The 14,572-nt window shown below is 75.7% G+C and carries 17 protein-coding genes and 1 pseudogene; 6 read left to right on the top strand and 12 right to left on the bottom strand.

Translation table 11 applies throughout. The annotated features are described in order from the left end of the window. Positions 1–69 precede the first annotated feature (69 nt). Positions 70–438 (bottom strand): GntR family transcriptional regulator, encoded by a 369-nt coding sequence (locus QFZ62_RS07775; RefSeq protein ID WP_307503862.1) that lies wholly within the window; start codon positions 436–438, stop codon positions 70–72. Between the two features lie 124 nt (positions 439–562). On the opposite strand from QFZ62_RS07775, the gene QFZ62_RS07770 reads away from it, so the two are divergent. The 3 genes from QFZ62_RS07770 to QFZ62_RS07760 all read left to right on the top strand — a co-directional run bounded on the left by QFZ62_RS07770 (position 563) and on the right by QFZ62_RS07760 (position 1,737). After that, positions 563–934, top strand: a complete 372-nt coding sequence (locus QFZ62_RS07770) for a hypothetical protein (protein ID WP_307503857.1) — start codon at positions 563–565, stop codon at positions 932–934. A 76-nt stretch (positions 935–1,010) separates the two neighbouring features. Continuing rightward, positions 1,011–1,397 (top strand): hypothetical protein, encoded by a 387-nt coding sequence (locus QFZ62_RS07765; RefSeq protein ID WP_307503854.1) that lies wholly within the window; start codon positions 1,011–1,013, stop codon positions 1,395–1,397. 10 nt (positions 1,398–1,407) lie between these two features. Beyond that, positions 1,408–1,737 (top strand): RES domain-containing protein, encoded by a 330-nt coding sequence (locus QFZ62_RS07760; RefSeq protein ID WP_307503851.1) that lies wholly within the window; start codon positions 1,408–1,410, stop codon positions 1,735–1,737. Between the two features lie 2 nt (positions 1,738–1,739). On the opposite strand, the gene QFZ62_RS07755 is transcribed toward QFZ62_RS07760, so the two are convergent. Beyond that, entirely contained in the window at positions 1,740–2,177 is a 438-nt protein-coding gene (locus QFZ62_RS07755; protein WP_307503848.1) for an Lrp/AsnC family transcriptional regulator, read from the bottom strand. A gap of 183 nt (positions 2,178–2,360) precedes the next feature. Here QFZ62_RS07755 and ddaH point away from each other — a divergent pair, with 183 nt between their 5' ends. Together ddaH and rocD are read left to right on the top strand one after the other, a co-directional pair. After that, the gene (gene ddaH / locus QFZ62_RS07750) at positions 2,361–3,203 is read left to right on the top strand and encodes a dimethylargininase (RefSeq protein WP_307503846.1); all 843 of its coding nucleotides are present in this window, start codon (positions 2,361–2,363) and stop codon (positions 3,201–3,203) included. Between the two features lie 11 nt (positions 3,204–3,214). Next, complete coding sequence (gene rocD, locus QFZ62_RS07745) at positions 3,215–4,459, top strand: ornithine--oxo-acid transaminase (RefSeq protein WP_307503842.1); 1,245 nt, start codon at positions 3,215–3,217, stop codon at positions 4,457–4,459. Positions 4,460–4,493: 34 nt separating this feature from the next. Here the strand turns inward: rocD and QFZ62_RS07740 are convergent, their stop codons facing one another. From QFZ62_RS07740 to QFZ62_RS07710, 7 genes and pseudogenes are all read right to left on the bottom strand, one after another. Next, entirely contained in the window at positions 4,494–5,495 is a 1,002-nt protein-coding gene (locus QFZ62_RS07740) for a DMT family transporter (protein ID WP_307503839.1), read from the bottom strand. 124 nt (positions 5,496–5,619) lie between these two features. Next, a complete protein-coding gene (locus QFZ62_RS07735) occupies positions 5,620–6,459 on the bottom strand; it encodes an MBL fold metallo-hydrolase (protein ID WP_307507720.1) in 840 nt (279 codons plus the stop codon). Then, positions 6,456–7,259, bottom strand: coding sequence for an ABC transporter ATP-binding protein (locus QFZ62_RS07730; protein ID WP_307503837.1), 804 nt, complete (start codon positions 7,257–7,259; stop codon positions 6,456–6,458). The genes QFZ62_RS07735 and QFZ62_RS07730 overlap by 4 nt, the downstream gene beginning before the upstream one ends. Positions 7,260–7,326: 67 nt before the next feature. Then, positions 7,327–7,677: pseudogene (locus tag QFZ62_RS07725) on the bottom strand (ATP-binding cassette domain-containing protein); the annotation flags it as partial. Then, positions 7,674–8,471 (bottom strand): ABC transporter permease, encoded by a 798-nt coding sequence (locus QFZ62_RS07720; protein WP_307503834.1) that lies wholly within the window; start codon positions 8,469–8,471, stop codon positions 7,674–7,676. The gene QFZ62_RS07720 and the pseudogene QFZ62_RS07725, both read right to left, overlap by 4 nt. Continuing rightward, positions 8,468–9,418, bottom strand: a complete 951-nt coding sequence (locus QFZ62_RS07715) for an ABC transporter permease (protein WP_307503831.1) — start codon at positions 9,416–9,418, stop codon at positions 8,468–8,470. The genes QFZ62_RS07720 and QFZ62_RS07715 overlap by 4 nt, the downstream gene beginning before the upstream one ends. 3 nt (positions 9,419–9,421) lie before the next feature. Further along, complete coding sequence (locus QFZ62_RS07710) at positions 9,422–10,486, bottom strand: extracellular solute-binding protein (RefSeq protein ID WP_307503830.1); 1,065 nt, start codon at positions 10,484–10,486, stop codon at positions 9,422–9,424. Positions 10,487–10,643: 157 nt separating this feature from the next. Between QFZ62_RS07710 and QFZ62_RS07705 the strand changes: the two genes are divergently transcribed. Continuing rightward, entirely contained in the window at positions 10,644–11,684 is a 1,041-nt protein-coding gene (locus tag QFZ62_RS07705) for a LacI family DNA-binding transcriptional regulator (protein WP_307503826.1), read from the top strand. Here QFZ62_RS07705 and QFZ62_RS07700 read toward each other — a convergent pair. From QFZ62_RS07700 to QFZ62_RS07690, 3 genes are read right to left on the bottom strand one after another with little or no spacing between them, the layout of a single operon-like run. Continuing rightward, positions 11,681–12,565, bottom strand: a complete 885-nt coding sequence (locus QFZ62_RS07700; protein ID WP_307503823.1) for an NAD(P)-dependent oxidoreductase — start codon at positions 12,563–12,565, stop codon at positions 11,681–11,683. The two genes, QFZ62_RS07705 and QFZ62_RS07700, sit on opposite strands and share 4 nt — an antisense overlap. After that, positions 12,562–12,969 (bottom strand): hypothetical protein, encoded by a 408-nt coding sequence (locus QFZ62_RS07695; RefSeq protein ID WP_307503820.1) that lies wholly within the window; start codon positions 12,967–12,969, stop codon positions 12,562–12,564. Before QFZ62_RS07695 ends, QFZ62_RS07700 begins: the two co-directional genes overlap by 4 nt. Then, positions 12,966–14,201, bottom strand: coding sequence for a benzoate/H(+) symporter BenE family transporter (locus QFZ62_RS07690; protein ID WP_307503818.1), 1,236 nt, complete (start codon positions 14,199–14,201; stop codon positions 12,966–12,968). The genes QFZ62_RS07695 and QFZ62_RS07690 overlap by 4 nt, the downstream gene beginning before the upstream one ends. Positions 14,202–14,572: the final 371 nt, after the last annotated feature.

Below are 14,572 nucleotides of genomic sequence, written 5' to 3'. Positions count from 1 at the left end.
CGGCCTCCGGGTGAACGGGAGGTGGAATCCCGGCGACCCGGCGGCGCCGCGTGCCGGCGCGGACCGGGATCAGCCGGCGGCGAGCGCCTGGTCGACCACGCGGCGCGCGTCCTCGTCGGCCGCGCCGAGGCGCCGGGCGAGCCGCGCGTACGCGACGGCCGCGTCGCGCAGGGCCGCGGGCACCTCGTCCTGCGCGGCGACGAACGAGCCGGCGCGCCCGCGCGTCTCGATGACCCTGTCCGCCTCGAGCTCCCGGTACGCCCGCGCCACCGTGTTCACGGCGACGCCCGTCTGCTCCGCGAGCGCCCGCACGGTCGGCAGCCGCGCCCCGACCGGCAGGTCGCCGTCCGCGGCCCGGCGCGCGACCTCGGCGCGGAGCTGCTCGAAGGGCGGGGTCGCGGAGCCCGGGTCGATGCGGTAGCCGGGCGCGGGATCCATGCGCCGAGGTTAGCGATCCGTCGGCCGCCGGACGCCGCGACATGCGCCGCACGGCGCCCCGCGGACCGCGTCCGCGGGGGAGGATGGGGGAGCGGCCCGCCCGGCCGCCGACAGGAGGCCCCGCATGTCCGAGCTCGAGCTGATCACCATGTGGTCGCGTGCCCGCAAGCAGATGATCATCAGCCAGCTCGCCCCGGTCTTCCTGCTCACCTCCACCGTGGTCCTGCTGCGGACGGGCCTCGCCGACGCGGACCTCGGCACGCGCCTCGCGGCCGCGCTCATCCTGCTCGCCACGGGCGTGCTCGGTGCCGCCGTGCAGTTCTCCATCAACTCGCAGGCCATCGCCGTCGCGCGCGACCTCCGCGACCGCGGCGCCACCTCGCACGCGGCCCGTGCCGTCATCGCCTCCGAGGGGCTCACGAACCTCGTCCGCTACGCGATCCCTGCGCTCTTCGTGGTCATCTTCGTCGTGATCCTGGTAGCGCTCTTCGCCTGAGCGCCCGTGTGATCCCGGGTGTGATCACCCTGTCACGGCGCATGTGATCCGCACGTCGAACGAGTAGGCTGGCGGCATGTCGATCACCACGCCCGGGCTGGGCGCCTACGAGACGGCCACGCGCGCACCGGACGCCGACCTGGTCGGCGGCCTCCGCGAGGTGCTCGGCGCCAAGCTCGTCGCCTACCTGGGCTCCGTCCGGGAGACGCGCGCCGTCCGGCAGTGGGCGGATGGGGAGCGGGTCCCCTCGACCGCGACGATGACGCGGCTGCGCCTGGCCTTCCACGCGGCCGGGATCCTCGCGGAGCGGGAGCACCCCCGGGTGGTCCAGGCCTGGTTCACGGGGCTCAACCCGCAGCTCGACGACGCGTCGCCCGCGCGGCTCATCCGGGACTCGCCGGACCTCGACGAGGCGGGTGCGCGGATCCTCGCGGCGGCGCGGTCCTTCGTCGCGGACGCCTGAGACGCGTCCGGTGGAGCGGCCCCGCTACGCGCTGCGCACGTCTCCCGGTGAGGTCTGGCGCGTCGGCCGCGCTCCTGACCCGTGGGTGTGGACGGACTGGCGCTACGCGGAACGCGGGCGCTTCCGCGGTCGGTGGGACTCGCCGGACGGCTCCTACCGGACCGTCTACGCGGGCTCCACCCCGCTCGCGTGCCTGGTCGAGCTCCTGGCTCCGTTCCGGCCGGATCCCGCGGTGGTCGACGAGCTCGCCGCCATCCAGGAGGACGAGGCGGATGCCTCCCTGCATCCCACCGTCGCACCGCGCTCCGCGGCGGCGCTCCACGGGGTGCGGGTCGGGTAGCGCTACTCCAGCGTCCGGTTCACCAGACGGCTGAGCACGATGGCGCTGCGGGTGTGGTCGACGTTCGGAGCCTGGCGGACCTTCTCGAGGGCGTCCTCGAGGCTCGGGATGTCGCGGGAGCGGATGCGGACGATGGCGTCGGCGTCGCCCGTGACGGTGCCCGCGTCGACGACCTCGGGCACGCCCTGCAGGATCCGGCGCAGCTCGTCGGGCGCGACCGTGCCGCGGCAGAACAGCTCCACGTAGGCCTCGGTGCTGAGGCCGTCGACCGCGGGGTCGACCTGGATCGTGAAGCCGCGGATCACGCCGTCGGCCACCAGCCGGTCGACCCGCCGCTTCACCGCGCTGGCCGAGAGCCCGACCGTGCCGCCGATGTCGCCGTAGCCGGCGCGGCCGTTCTGGCGGAGGAGGTCGATGATCCGGTGGTCCAGGTTGTCCATGTCCCGAGCCTACGGCGGGATCGTGCGCGCGACCGGGCCCTCACGCGCGGAATCCGCGTGCCGGCATCGCGAACCGGCGCGATCCGCATGCCAGGCTGTCCGGAAGGCGTCCCCTCGGGGCTCTGGGACATCGTCCGCCTCCACGACCGCGCCGCGAGGCGCGCCGCACGAAGCAGGAGCACCATGCCCTCCACCCTCTCCCGACCGTCCGAGACCGGATCCGGCCGCACCGCCGTCGCGAAGCGCGTGCTCATGTGCCGGCCCGAGCACTTCGACGTGGTGTACCGGATCAACCCCTGGATGGACCCCGCCGTGCCGACCGACACCTCGCTCGCGGTGCGCCAGTGGCAGACCCTCCACGACACCTACGTGGGCCTCGGCTTCCAGGTCGACCTCATCGACGGGATCGCGGGCCTGCCCGACATGGTCTACGCGGCCAACGGCGGCTTCACGCTCGACGGCATCGCGTACGGCGCCTCCTTCCAGCACCCGGAGCGCCAGCCCGAGGGCCCCGCGTACATGGACTGGTTCCGCGAGGCCGGCTTCGACGTGCGCGTGCCCGTCGAGGTCAACGAGGGCGAGGGCGACATCCTCCTCGTCGGCGACACGATCCTCGCGGGCACCGGCTTCCGCAGCGACAGCACGAGCCACGCCGAGGTCGCCCGGATCTTCGACCGCGAGGTCGTGACCCTGCGCCTCGTGGACCCGTCGTTCTACCACCTCGACACCGCCATCGCGGTGCTCGACGACACCAACATCGCCTACCTTCCGAGCGCCTTCGACGCGGCGAGCCTGGAGGAGATCGAGCGCCGCTACCCCGACGCGATCGAGGTGAGCGCCGAGGACGCGTCGATCCTCGGCCTCAACTCCTACAGCGACGGACTGCACGTCGTCATCGCCGAGAAGGCGGTCGGCTTCGAGGCGTCGCTGCGGGAGCGCGGCTACGAGCCCATCGGCGTCGACCTGTCCGAGCTGCTGCTCGGCGGCGGCGGCGTGAAGTGCTGCACGCTCGAGCTCCGGAAGTAGGGGGCGGGGACATGACCGACACCCTCGACCGCCCCGCCGGCTCCGAGGCCGGCGCCCTCGCGATCCACGCGGAGGAGGCGCACGCCGCGCACAACTACCACCCGCTGCCCGTCGTGGTCGCGTCCGGCGAGGGCGCATGGGTCACCGACCTCGACGGCCGGCGCCTGCTCGACTGCCTCGCCGCCTACTCGGCCGTGAACTTCGGCCACTCCCACCCGGAGCTCGTGCGGGTCGCGACCGAGCAGCTCGGGCGGATCACGCTCACGAGCCGCGCGTTCCACAACGACAAGCTGGGGCCGTTCGTCACGGCGCTCGCCGCGCTCGCCGGCAAGGACATGGTCCTGCCCATGAACACGGGTGCCGAGGCCGTGGAGTCGGGGATCAAGGTGGCGCGCGCCTGGGGCTACCGCGTGAAGGGCGTGGCCGCGGGCCGCGCCAAGATCATCGTGATGGCCGGCAACTTCCACGGCCGCACCACCACCATCGTCAGCTTCAGCGACGACGAGGAGGCGCGCGCCGACTTCGGGCCGTTCACGCCCGGCTTCGTCACCGTGCCCTACGGCGACGCGGCGGCGCTCGAGGCCGCCATCGACGAGGACACGGTCGCCGTGCTCGTCGAGCCGATTCAGGGCGAGGCCGGCATCGTCGTGCCACCCGCGTCGTTCCTGCCGGACGTGCGGCGGATCTGCACGCGCGAGCGGGTGCTCATGATCGCCGACGAGATCCAGTCGGGCCTCGGCCGCACCGGCGCGACCTTCGAGTGCGACAACGCCGGCGTCGTGCCCGACCTGTACCTCCTCGGCAAGGCGCTCGGCGGCGGCATCGTGCCCGTCTCCGCGGTCGTCGGCGACGCGGACGTGCTGGGCGTCATCCGGCCGGGGCAGCACGGATCCACGTTCGGCGGCAACCCGCTGGCCGCGGCTGTGAGCCACGCGGTCGTCGACATGCTCGCGACGGGCGAGCCGCAGGAGCGGGCCCGCCGACTCGGCGCCGTGCTGCACGCGCGCCTCGGCGAGCTGGTCGGCCACGGCGTGCTCGAGGTGCGCGGACGCGGCCTCTGGGCCGGCATCGACATCGACCCCGCGCTCGCCACGGGACGCGCGGTGTGCGAGCGGCTCGCCGAGCGCGGCGTCCTCGCGAAGGACACGCACGGCTCGACGATCCGGCTCGCGCCGCCCATCGTCGTGGAGGAGGAGGACCTCGTCTGGGCCGTGGGCCAGCTCGCCGAGGTGCTGACGGAGCTCGGGGCGCGCTGACGCCGGTCGCGCTCGGCCGCGTCGCGCCCGGTCGTCAGGCGGCGGCCGGGCGCGACGGCGCGCGCGTCGCGATGGCGACGCCGGCCGCGACGCAGACCACGACGATCGCGCCGAGCTGCACGGGTGAGAGGGTCTCGCGCAGCACGATCACGCCGAGGACCGCCGCGACCACCGGGCTGAGGCTCGTGAGCACGGCGAAGAGGCGCGGCGTGATCCGGCGGAGGATCACGGTGTCGAGCGAGTACGGCACGGCCGAGGACAGCACGCCGATGGCGGCCAGCAGGCCGACCACGCGCCAGTCCAGCGCGGCGACGTCGAGCGTGAGGAGCGCCCAGGGCGCGAGCACGACGACGCTCACGAGGCTCGCCACCGAGATCCCCTCGAGGCCCGGCAGCCGCTCCGCAACCCGTCGCGTGAAGACGATGTACGCGGCCCAGGTGACCGCCGCGGTCGCGCCGCACACGAGGCCGAACGGGTCGATGCGGCCCTCGAGCCCGGTCAGCACGACGACGCCCGCGGCCGCGACGAGGGCGCACGCCGCGTCGAGCAGGCGGCGGGAGGCGATGAGGGCGATGGACAGCGGGCCGAGGAACTCGATGGTCGCCGCGATGCCGAGGCCGAGCCGGTCGACGGCCGCGTAGTAGGAGAGGTTCATCAGGGAGAGCGAGAGCCCGAGCAGCACGGCGGGCACGAGCTGGGCGCGGGTCATGCGGCGGATCCGCGGCCGCGCCACCGGCAGCACCAGCGCGGCCATCATCACCTGGCGCGCGGCGACCACGAGCACGGCGCCGACGACGGGGATCACGAGCCCGGCGAGCGAGGACCCGAGGCTCACGCTGACGATGGTGCCGACCTGGATCGCGGCGCCCGCGGCGGTGGTGCGGGCGCTCGGCCCGGGACCGTCGGCGCCCGTGGCGCCCTCCGCTCCCGTGCGCGCGACGTCGGCGACCGCCGACTCCACGCCGGCCGGGGTGGTGCCGGGGGCGGATCCCGGGTGCGCGGCCGCCGGGTCGATGGGATCCCCGGGGCGCGTCACCTCGCGAGCGTACCGAGGCGCGGGGGCGGCGACCGGCCGGGCCCGCGCCGCCGTCCCCCGGACGGCGGCGTGGACTCGGCGCGAGGGAGCGCGGCGCTGCCGCCGCCCGCTCGTGCCCCCGCCCTCAGCGGGCGGGGGCGCGCTCCGCAGCCCGGGTCCGCCGGTCGAGCGGGAAGCGCGCGCCCGGCCGCGCGAGCAGGGTCGCGACGTCCGGCCCCGCGGCCCGCGCCGCGTCGGCCAGGATCGCCGGGGCCTCGGCCGGATCCGCGATGTGGCTGACGAGCAGCGTGCCCACCCGCGCCCCCGCCGCGACGCCGCCCGCGCCGGACCCGGTGAGGTGCCCGTGCCCCTCGAGCTCCTGCGGCGTGGCCGCCAGGTAGGTCGCCTCGCAGACGAACAGGTCCGCCTCGTGCGCGGCGGCGCGGAGGCCCGGGCAGTCGGAGGTGTCGCTCGAGAAGGCGACCGTCGCGCCGGTCTCCGCGTCCTCGAAGCGCAGCGACGCGCTCGGCACCGCGTGGTGCGCCGCGAAGGCGGTGAGGAGCAGGCCCGGCGCGACCTCGAACGGCGTGGGCGCCGCGAGGTCGAGCCCGCGGACGTCGAAGGCCTGCGCGAGCGGCGCCTGCAGCGTGGGGACGGTCGGGATCCCGATCAGCGCGTCGAAGGCGTCCACGTAGTCGAGGCTCTCGGCGGGCAGGTGGAGCGGCAGCCGGGCGTCCCGCGGCCGCGGGAACTGCAGGCGGAAGGCGAGCGCGCCGAGGTCGAGCGCGTGGTCGGCGTGCCGGTGCGTGACGACCACCGCCACCAGGTCGTCGAGCGCGCCGCGCTCCGCCAGTTCGCGCACGATGCCGGGGCCGCAGTCGACCAGCACCGATCCGCGCGGGCCGCGCAGCAGGTAGCCGCTCGCGGCGGATCCGGCGACGGGCGCGGTGGCCGCGACGCCGAGGATGTCCAGGGTCCAGGTCATGCGCGTCGTCCTCTCGTGCGGGTGCGGGCGCCCGGCGCGGCATCCGATGCGGGGCTGGGGACCGGGGCGGGGCCGGCCGGATCCGCGTCCGCGGCCAGCGCGTGCACGGTCGTCCCCGGCGCGTCGAGCCGCAGGTGCACGGCGTGCCCGGGCAGGTGCGCGACGGCGCTCGAGACGGTGAGCTCGGTGCCGTCGATCCTGTCCGTCCCGTCCCCGACGAGCCGCAGCCGGAGCGACCAGCTGGATCCGCGCGGCTCGACGTCCACGACCACGGCGGGTCGGGATCCGGCGACCGGGCCCGCGTGCAGGCTCGCGCCGCCGACCGGGCGCACCACGGCGAAGCACGGGCCGTCGACGCGCGCGCTCCCGTCCGCGGGCGCGAACGCCGCGACGGGCATCCTCCACCCGTCGCCGACCACGAGCTCGCCGTCGGCCACGCGCGCGGGAAGCGCGGCCGCGCCCGCGACGAACTCGGCGACGAACGGATCCGCGGGACGGCTCCACACGCCCTCGACCGTGTCGCGCTGCACGAGCCGGCCGGCCCGCATCACCGCGACCTCGTCCGCCAGGGCGAGCGCCTCGGCCTGGTCGTGCGTGACGATGATCGTGCAGCAGTCGGCCTCGGCGAGCAGGCGCCGGAGGTCGCGCCGCATGCCGTCGCGCAGCTGCGGGTCGAGCGCGGAGAGCGGCTCGTCGAGGAGCAGCACGCGGGGCCGGATCGCGAGGGCCCGGGCGAGGGCGACGCGCTGGCGCTGGCCGCCGGAGAGCTGGGCGGGGGAGCGGTCGGCGTAGGCGGTCATGCGCGTGAGCTCGAGCGGCCTGGTCCACCCGCTCGTCCCGCTCGGCGCGCGGCACCCGCTGCGCGCGGAGGCCGTAGGCGACGTTGTCGCGGACGCTGAGGTGCGGGAAGAGCGCGTACGACTGCGGCACGTAGCCGATGCGGCGGCGCTCGGCGCGGAGGCGGGTGGCGTCCTCGCCGTCGAGGTGCAGGGATCCGCTCGACGGCGTGAGGAGGCCCGCGACGAGGCGCAGCAGCGTGGACTTGCCGCAGCCGCTCGGGCCGACGAGCGCGAGCACGCGGCCCGGCGCGACCTCGAGGGTCACGTCGGCGACGGCCTGCGTGGATCCGTAGCGGTGGCCGATCCCCTCCAGCCGCAGGGCGGGGACGGGCGCGGCCGCGGCGGTCGCGGGGACGGCCGGGGCGTCGATGACGGTCATGCGTTCTCCTTCCGGGAGAGGGCGTTGCGCGCCAGCAGGGCGGCGGCGACGGCGGCGGGCACGAGGGCCACGCCGAAGAGCAGGGATCCGGCGGCGCCGAGCTCGAGCCGCTGGGTGGTGAACGCCGAGTAGAGCGCGAACGGCGCGGTCTGGTTCGCGGGCGGCACCACGAAGAAGCTGAGATTGAACTCGCCGATGGAGAGGGCGGCCGCCATGAGGAGCGCGGCCGCGAGCGGCAGGCGGATCGCCGGCAGCGTGACGGTGGCGAAGCGCCGCACGGGTCCCGCGCCCAGGGTCGCGGCGACGCGCTCGGCCTCCACGAGGTCGGCCGACGCGAGCGACGGCACGAGCCCCGCGACGAGGAACGGCAGCGCGATGAGCAGCTGCCCCACGACGAGGAGGGCGCCGCTCGAGCGGAGCGCGGGATCCGACGCCGCGAGCGCGAGGCCGAGCGCGACGCCCGGCACCGCGAGCGGGAGCATCGTGATCTGCCGCACGGCCGCCCCGCCCGGCACCAGCCGGCGGGCGAGCGCGTGGCAGAGCGGGAGCACCACGACGAGCGACAGCACGAGCACGACGGCGGTCACGGCGAGGGTCGGGCCGACGCGCGGCCGGAGCAGCTCCCATGCCATCGCGTACCAGTCCGCCGTGATCCCGCCCGCGAGCGGGCCGCGGGAGGCGTCGGGTGAGACCGAGACGACGACGGTGCCGAGGATGGGGATGAGCACGAACGCGACGCACAGCGCCAGGGCGGCGGGGCCGACCACGTCGCGGTGGCCGGGGCGGCGGCTCACCTGATCCCCCGACCGGCGGCGACGGGCGCAGGTGCGGCGGCGACCGGCGCGACCGAGGCGACGAGCGCCGATCCCGCGGCACCGGATCCGCGCCCGCCCCGCCCGTCGACGATCCGCGCGCCGGCCGCGCACAGCACGAGAGACAGCACGGCCAGCAGCGCGAGCACCACCGAGAGCGCGGCGGCGAGGCCCTGGTCGCCCTGGTTGTAGAGGGCGTCGGCCACGTCGAGCGGCAGGACGCGGATCCCCTCGGACAGCGTCGCGGCGGTGCCGTACGCGCCCAGGGAGGTCGCCATGCAGACGCCCGCGGCGGCGAGCAGCGGCCCGCGCAGCAGCGGCAGGGTGACCGTCCACGCCACGCGCGACGGCCGTGCGCCGAGCGACGCGGCGACCGCGGTCAGCTCGGGATCGAGCCCGGACGCGGCGCCGCGCAGGGTGCCGATCACGCGCGGGATGCAGAAGTAGACGTAGGCCGCGGCGAGGCCGCCGGCCGTGTACGCCCAGCGCCCGCCGGGCTCGCCCGTCGCCGCCTCGACCGCCTGCGACAGGAGGCCGTTGCGGCCGAGCAGCACGATGACGAAGAAGCCGATGACGATGCCGGGGAACGCGAGCGGGAACACGAGCACCGCGTCCACCAGCGCGGAGGTGCGCGGGCCGGAGCGGGCGAGCGTGATGGCGGCGGGCGTGCAGATCACGAGGGTCACGAGCGTGACGCCCGCGGACAGCAGCACCGTGGTGACGAGGGAGGCGCGGAGCCGGTCGTCGAGCGCGATGGCGGCGTAGTTGTCGAGCGTGAGGCCGCCCTCGCGCACCCCGAGGACCGTGCGGTGCAGCGAGTCGATCACGAGACCCGCGAGGGGCCGCAGCAGGAACCAGACGAGGAGCGCGAGGGCGGGGAGGGCGGCGAGGAGGCCGCCCCACCCGACCCGGAGGGGTCGGGAGGGCACGGTCTAGCGGACCTCGGCCTGGTAGCGCGTGACGAAGGCGGCCTGCGCGTCGGCGAGCGCCGCGTAGTCCACGACCTCGGCACGGGCGAAGTCGTCCGCGCTCTCGACCTTGTCGGCGATCTCCGCGGGCACCTCGCCCGAGATCGGCCGCACGTAGCCGCCCGCGAGCGTCGACTGGCCCTGCTCGGAGAGCAGGTAGTCGAGCCACTCCTTCGCGAGCTCCGGGTGCGGCGCGCCCTTCACGAGCGCGGCGATGTAGGGCACCTGGATGGAGCCCTCGGCGGGGATCACGACCTCGAGCGGGGCGCCGTCGTTGTACTTCGCCGCGTAGCCGTTGAAGTCGGCGTCGATGAGGATCGGGATCTCGCCCTGCACGACCTTGGCCGTGGCGGTCTGCGCGGGCGTGACCGCGCCGTTCGCCTTGAGCTTCGTGAGGTAGTCGATGCCGGGGCCGAAGTCGTCGATCGACCCGCCCATCGCCAGGTTGACGGCGGCCGCGACGGAGTAGCCGACGGCGGCCTGCGACGGGTCGAGGTACCCGGTCATCCCCTGGTACTCGGGCTTCAGCAGATCCGCCCAGCTGGTCGGGCAGGCCAGGTCGCCGAGCGCCTCGGTGTTGCAGATGAAGGCGATGGCGCCCGTGTGCACGGCGAACCAGCGGCCCTCGGGGTCCTTGAGGCCGTCCGGGATGGCGTCGAAGCCGGCGGGCTCGTAGGGCTCGGTCACGCCGGCCTCGACGGCCTTCGGGCCGAACGCGATGCCGAGGTAGACGGCGTCGGCCTGGGGCGCGGCCTGCTCGGCCACGAGCGCGGCGAGCGCCTGGCCGGAGTTCTTGGTGTCGCTGGGGGCGGCGACGGACTGCTCGGAGCCGAACTGCGTCAGCAGCGCGCCGAAGTTCGCGAAGGAGGAGGGGGAGTTGTAGGTGATGAGCGTGCCGGCCGAGGTGTCGGCGGCACCGGATGCGGCGGGGGACGACGTGCCGGTGCTGGCGGAGGTGCAGCCGGCGAGGGCCAGCGCGGCGACGGCGGCGACGGCCGTGGCGGCCACGCGGATGCGGAACGGGGACATGACGGGAGGGGCCTTTCGTCGGGGATGACTAAAACGTTAAAGTAGGGAGCGGACCGCTCCGGTCCGCTCCGTGAACGCCGTCTGAACAGCCGCGGTCGACACGATCGCACGCCGGGCCCCCGCCGACCCGCCCGCCCCGAGCCGCTAGGAATGACGGATGACCCGCGACCCCGCCCCGCGCCGCCGGGTCTCCCTCACGGACGTGGCCCGCGAGGCCGGGGTCTCCGCCACCGCCGCGAGCTTCGCGCTCAACGGCCGCTCGGGCGTCGGCGAGGTCGTGCGGGCGCGCGTCAAGGAGGCCGCTGCGCGCCTCGGCTACGTGCCGTCCACGTCCGCGGTCGCGCTGCGCACCGGGCGCTCGGGCACGGTCGGCCTCCTGATCCGCAACATGCGGAACCCCTTCTTCCTCGACGTCATCGACGGGTTCGACGCCACGTGCGCGGCGGCCGGGCTCGGCGTCGTCATCGGGTCCGCCGACTACTCGCCCGCGCGCGAGGCCGAGCTCGTCGCGACCCTGGCGGCCCGCGGCGTGGACGGGCTCGCGCTCGCGCCCATCGGCGGGGGGAGCGCGGCGGCCGACTGGGACGGATCCACCGGGAAGCCGGTCGTGCTCATCAACGGCGCCCGTCACGCCCCCGGCATCGACGCGAGCCGCGTGCACGTCGACGGCGAGGCGGCGGTCGCGCAGGCGATGGGGCACCTCGCGGACCTCGGCCACCGGCGCATCGCGATCGTCGCCGCGCCCCGCGACCGCAGCGCCGACGACGAGCGGGTGGCGGCCTTCCACCGGATCTGCGCCGAGCGCAGCATCGCCCCGCGCGTCATCGAGACCGCCATGCAGCACGACGCCGCCGTCGAGGCGCTCACGCGCGCGCTCGCGGAGCCCCGGGCCACGCGTCCCACGGCCGTCGTGACGAGCAGCGACTACCTCGCGACCGCCGTCTACTCGGCCGCCGCCGCGACGGGACTCCGGATGGGCGTCGACGTGAGCGTCGTCGGCCACGACGACCTCGGCACGAGCCGCTTCCTCGCGCCGGCGCTCACGACGATCGCCGTCGACCGCACCGCGCTCGGCGCCGCGGCCGCCCGCCGGCTCATCGAGCGGCTCGACGGCGGCGACGCCGGCACCACGGTGGTGCCGACGTCGCTCGTGGCCCGCGCGTCGACCGGACCGGCGCCCGCGGCCGGATCCGCCTAGCGGGGCAGCGCGTTCCCGTCGGCGTCGAGGTGGTCGCGCCAGGAGCGCTTCGGCTCCCAGCCGAGGAGCCGGCGGGCCTTCGCGGTCGAGATGCCCGAGGAGTCCACCCGCTCGAGGGCCCGCAGCTCGATGGCGTCGCCGTAGTGCCGGTGCAGCTCGGCGGCGAAGTCGTGCCCGCCCGCGTTGTCGGCGGCGGCGATGTAGAACACCTCGTGGCCGGGCAGGTCGGAGGTGACCGACAGCACGATGGCGTCAGCCAGGTCGTCCGCGTCGATGTAGCTCCAGAGGTTCGCCGTGAGCACGGAGGCGTCGCGCACCTGCTTGCCGAGGTTGGACGCGTAGTTGTCCTCGTTGTGCACGGTGCTCGGGCGGAGCGAGATCACGCGGATGTCGGACCGGCGCACGGCCGCGTCCATCAGCTGCTCGCCGAACGCCTTGGAGAGCGCGTACGGATCCTGCGGGTGCAGCGGGTGCTCCTCGTCGACGGGCGCGTAGTCCGGGAGGAACGGCCGCTCGGGGAAGAAGTTGCCGACGATGCTCTCGCTCGAGATGTTGACGAAGCGCGGCACGCCGAAGCGCACGGCGGCCTCGATGAGGTGGAACGTCGACATGAGGTTGGTCTGCAGCACGACGTGCGCGGGGTTGCCGGTCGGCTGCGGGATCGCGGCGACGTGGACGACCGCGTCCATGCCGGCGACGACCGCGAACGCGGCGCCCTGGTCGGTGAGGTCGGCCATGACGTAGCGGCCCGGGACCACGACGCCGGCGTCGAAGACGGGGCGCACGAGGTCGACGCCCGTGACGTCGTGCCCGGCGGCGACGAGCGCCTCCACGGCGGCGCGGCCCACCTTGCCGCGGGATCCGGTGACGAGGACCTTCATGCGCCCGCTCCTGCCTGGCCCTCGGGGGCCTTCATGACGACGGGGACGAACGGGTCGTCCTCCAGCCGCTCCGCGAACCACGCCTCGTCGACGTAGCCCTCCGACCACAGCTTCAGCGGCGTCGCGACCGTGGGCGTGAACAGCTCCCACCGGGTCCAGAGCCGCGCCTCCTCGGTCATCATTCGGCCGACCTCGCGGGTCCAGCGGACGACGACGTGGTCGGCGGGCAGCAGGCGCTCGAACGCGCCCTGCGCCTCGGCCAGGCGGGCGGACCGCGTGCCGTCGCCCGAGACCTGCTCGGCGCTCAGCGCGAGGACCAGGGTCCAGGTCGTGCTCTGCAGCTCGGTGTCGCGGGGCGCGGCGTCGTCCGCTCCGGGCGATGCGGGGGTGGTGTCGTGGCTCATGCGGCGTCGGGCTCCTCGTGTCGATCGAGTCTGTCACGGGGGGTCGCGCGCGTCCGGAGCGCGAGGTGCACGAGGACGCCGGCCACGAGAGCGCAGAAGGCCGCGCCCAGCCCGCCGACCGTGATCCCCGACGCGGCGACCACGAACGTCGCGACCGCCGGCAGGTGCGCGCCCGGGTCCCGGACGGCCGAGGCGAGGCTCCCCGCGAGCGACGGCGCGAGCGCGAGCCCCGCCGCCGCGGCGACGACGCCCGCGGGGCCCGCCACGATCACGGCCGCGAGGGCGGCGGACGCGAGGCCGAGCACCAGGTTCGTCCACCCGGCCGTGCTCGCCGCGCGCCACCGCTCGGCGGGATCCGGGTGCGCGGAGGGCGACGCCGAGAGCGCGGCCGACAGGGCCGCGAGGTTCACCGCGTGGCCGCCGAACGGCGCGCTCACGAGCGTCGCCGCGGCGGTCGTCGCCATCGCGGCCCGCCACGGCGTCTCGTACCCGAAGGACCCGAGCACCGCGACGCCTGGCAGGTTCTGCGACGCCATGGTCACGATGAAGAGGGGGATCCCGAGCGCCACGGCCGCCGCGAGCGTGAAGACGGGGGCGGTCGGCTCGATGCGGGGGAGCAGGTGCGCGAGGTCGAGCGACGACCCGGGCGCGGGCCCCGCGACGGCGAGCGCGACGCCGACGACCGCGAGCGCGGCGGCGAGCGCGGTCGGGGCGGCCCAGCGCGGGGCCCAGCGGGCGGCGGCGAGCCAGGCGAGGATCACCGGCAGCACGACGAGCGGCGTCCGGACCGCCGCGGTCACGGTCGCGACGCAGAGGGGGAGGAGCACGCCCGCGAGCATCGCGGCGGCCACGCTCGCGGGGATCAGCCGCACGAGCCGCCCGAGCAGCGGCCAGAGGGCGGTCGCCAGCACGAGGATCCCGCAGACGACGAAGGCGCCCACCGCCGCGGCCCAGCCGCCCTCGACGGCGCCGGACCCGATGAGGAGCGCCGCCCCGGGCGTCGACCAGGAGAGCGTGATGGGCCGGCGGAAGCGGTGCGCGAGGAGGACCGTGCCGAGCCCCTGGGTGATGCAGAGCGCGAGCAGGCCCGACGCGGCCTGCGACGGGGACGCCCCGACCGCGGTGAGCCCGGTCAGCACGACCGCGGAGGTGCCGGCGAAGCCGACGACCGCGGTGACGATCCCGGCCCCGCGCGCCTGCGCCCGTCCCCCGCGCGCCTCGATCCCCGTCATGCGCGCTCCCGACCGGACGCCGGTCGTCCTGCCGCCCGATCCTAGGGTCCGAGCCGCGTCCCCCCGCGCCGCCGCCGCGTATTTCCTCATGTGCAGAAACGAATGGGGATGGTGGTGTTCCTGCACATTTCGGCTACCGTCGGAGGGACCGCGCTCCACCGACGTCGACGAGGCCCGCCATCTCCCGCATCGCCCGCTCCCTCCGCCGTGCCCCCGGGCACCCGCGGATCGGCTCCGCACCGCGCCGGCGACTGGCCGCCGCGCTCGCCGCATCCGGCCTCCTGCTCGGCCTCGGCGTCCCCTCCGCGCAGGCGGCGGAGGAGTACCCGACCTGGTCCGAGGTCCAGGCCGCGCGCTCGAGCGAGCAGGCC

It is taken from the genome of Clavibacter sp. B3I6 (assembly GCF_030816895.1).
Taxonomy (GTDB): Bacteria; Actinomycetota; Actinomycetes; order Actinomycetales; family Microbacteriaceae; genus Clavibacter.
Note: the sequence above shows the minus strand (reverse complement) of the source record. Positions and strands in the feature narration are given on the sequence as shown.

Bases quoted from the DNA above. Each gene is read 5' to 3' on its own strand.
- ddaH (WP_307503846.1), top strand. From the start codon at position 2,361: ATGCCCTCCACCCTCTCCCGACCGTCCGAGACCGGATCCGGCCGCACC.
- QFZ62_RS07705 (WP_307503826.1), top strand. From the start codon at position 10,644: ATGACCCGCGACCCCGCCCCGCGCCGCCGGGTCTCCCTCACGGACGTG.
- QFZ62_RS07765 (WP_307503854.1), top strand. From the start codon at position 1,011: ATGTCGATCACCACGCCCGGGCTGGGCGCCTACGAGACGGCCACGCGC.
- QFZ62_RS07710 (WP_307503830.1), bottom strand. From the start codon at position 10,486: ATGTCCCCGTTCCGCATCCGCGTGGCCGCCACGGCCGTCGCCGCCGTC.
- QFZ62_RS07700 (WP_307503823.1), bottom strand. From the start codon at position 12,565: ATGAAGGTCCTCGTCACCGGATCCCGCGGCAAGGTGGGCCGCGCCGCC.
- QFZ62_RS07775 (WP_307503862.1), bottom strand. From the start codon at position 438: ATGGATCCCGCGCCCGGCTACCGCATCGACCCGGGCTCCGCGACCCCG.
- QFZ62_RS07755 (WP_307503848.1), bottom strand. From the start codon at position 2,177: ATGGACAACCTGGACCACCGGATCATCGACCTCCTCCGCCAGAACGGC.
- QFZ62_RS07695 (WP_307503820.1), bottom strand. From the start codon at position 12,969: ATGAGCCACGACACCACCCCCGCATCGCCCGGAGCGGACGACGCCGCG.
- QFZ62_RS07770 (WP_307503857.1), top strand. From the start codon at position 563: ATGTCCGAGCTCGAGCTGATCACCATGTGGTCGCGTGCCCGCAAGCAG.
- QFZ62_RS07735 (WP_307507720.1), bottom strand. From the start codon at position 6,459: ATGACCTGGACCCTGGACATCCTCGGCGTCGCGGCCACCGCGCCCGTC.
- QFZ62_RS07730 (WP_307503837.1), bottom strand. From the start codon at position 7,259: ATGACCGCCTACGCCGACCGCTCCCCCGCCCAGCTCTCCGGCGGCCAG.
- QFZ62_RS07690 (WP_307503818.1), bottom strand. From the start codon at position 14,201: ATGACGGGGATCGAGGCGCGCGGGGGACGGGCGCAGGCGCGCGGGGCC.
- rocD (WP_307503842.1), top strand. From the start codon at position 3,215: ATGACCGACACCCTCGACCGCCCCGCCGGCTCCGAGGCCGGCGCCCTC.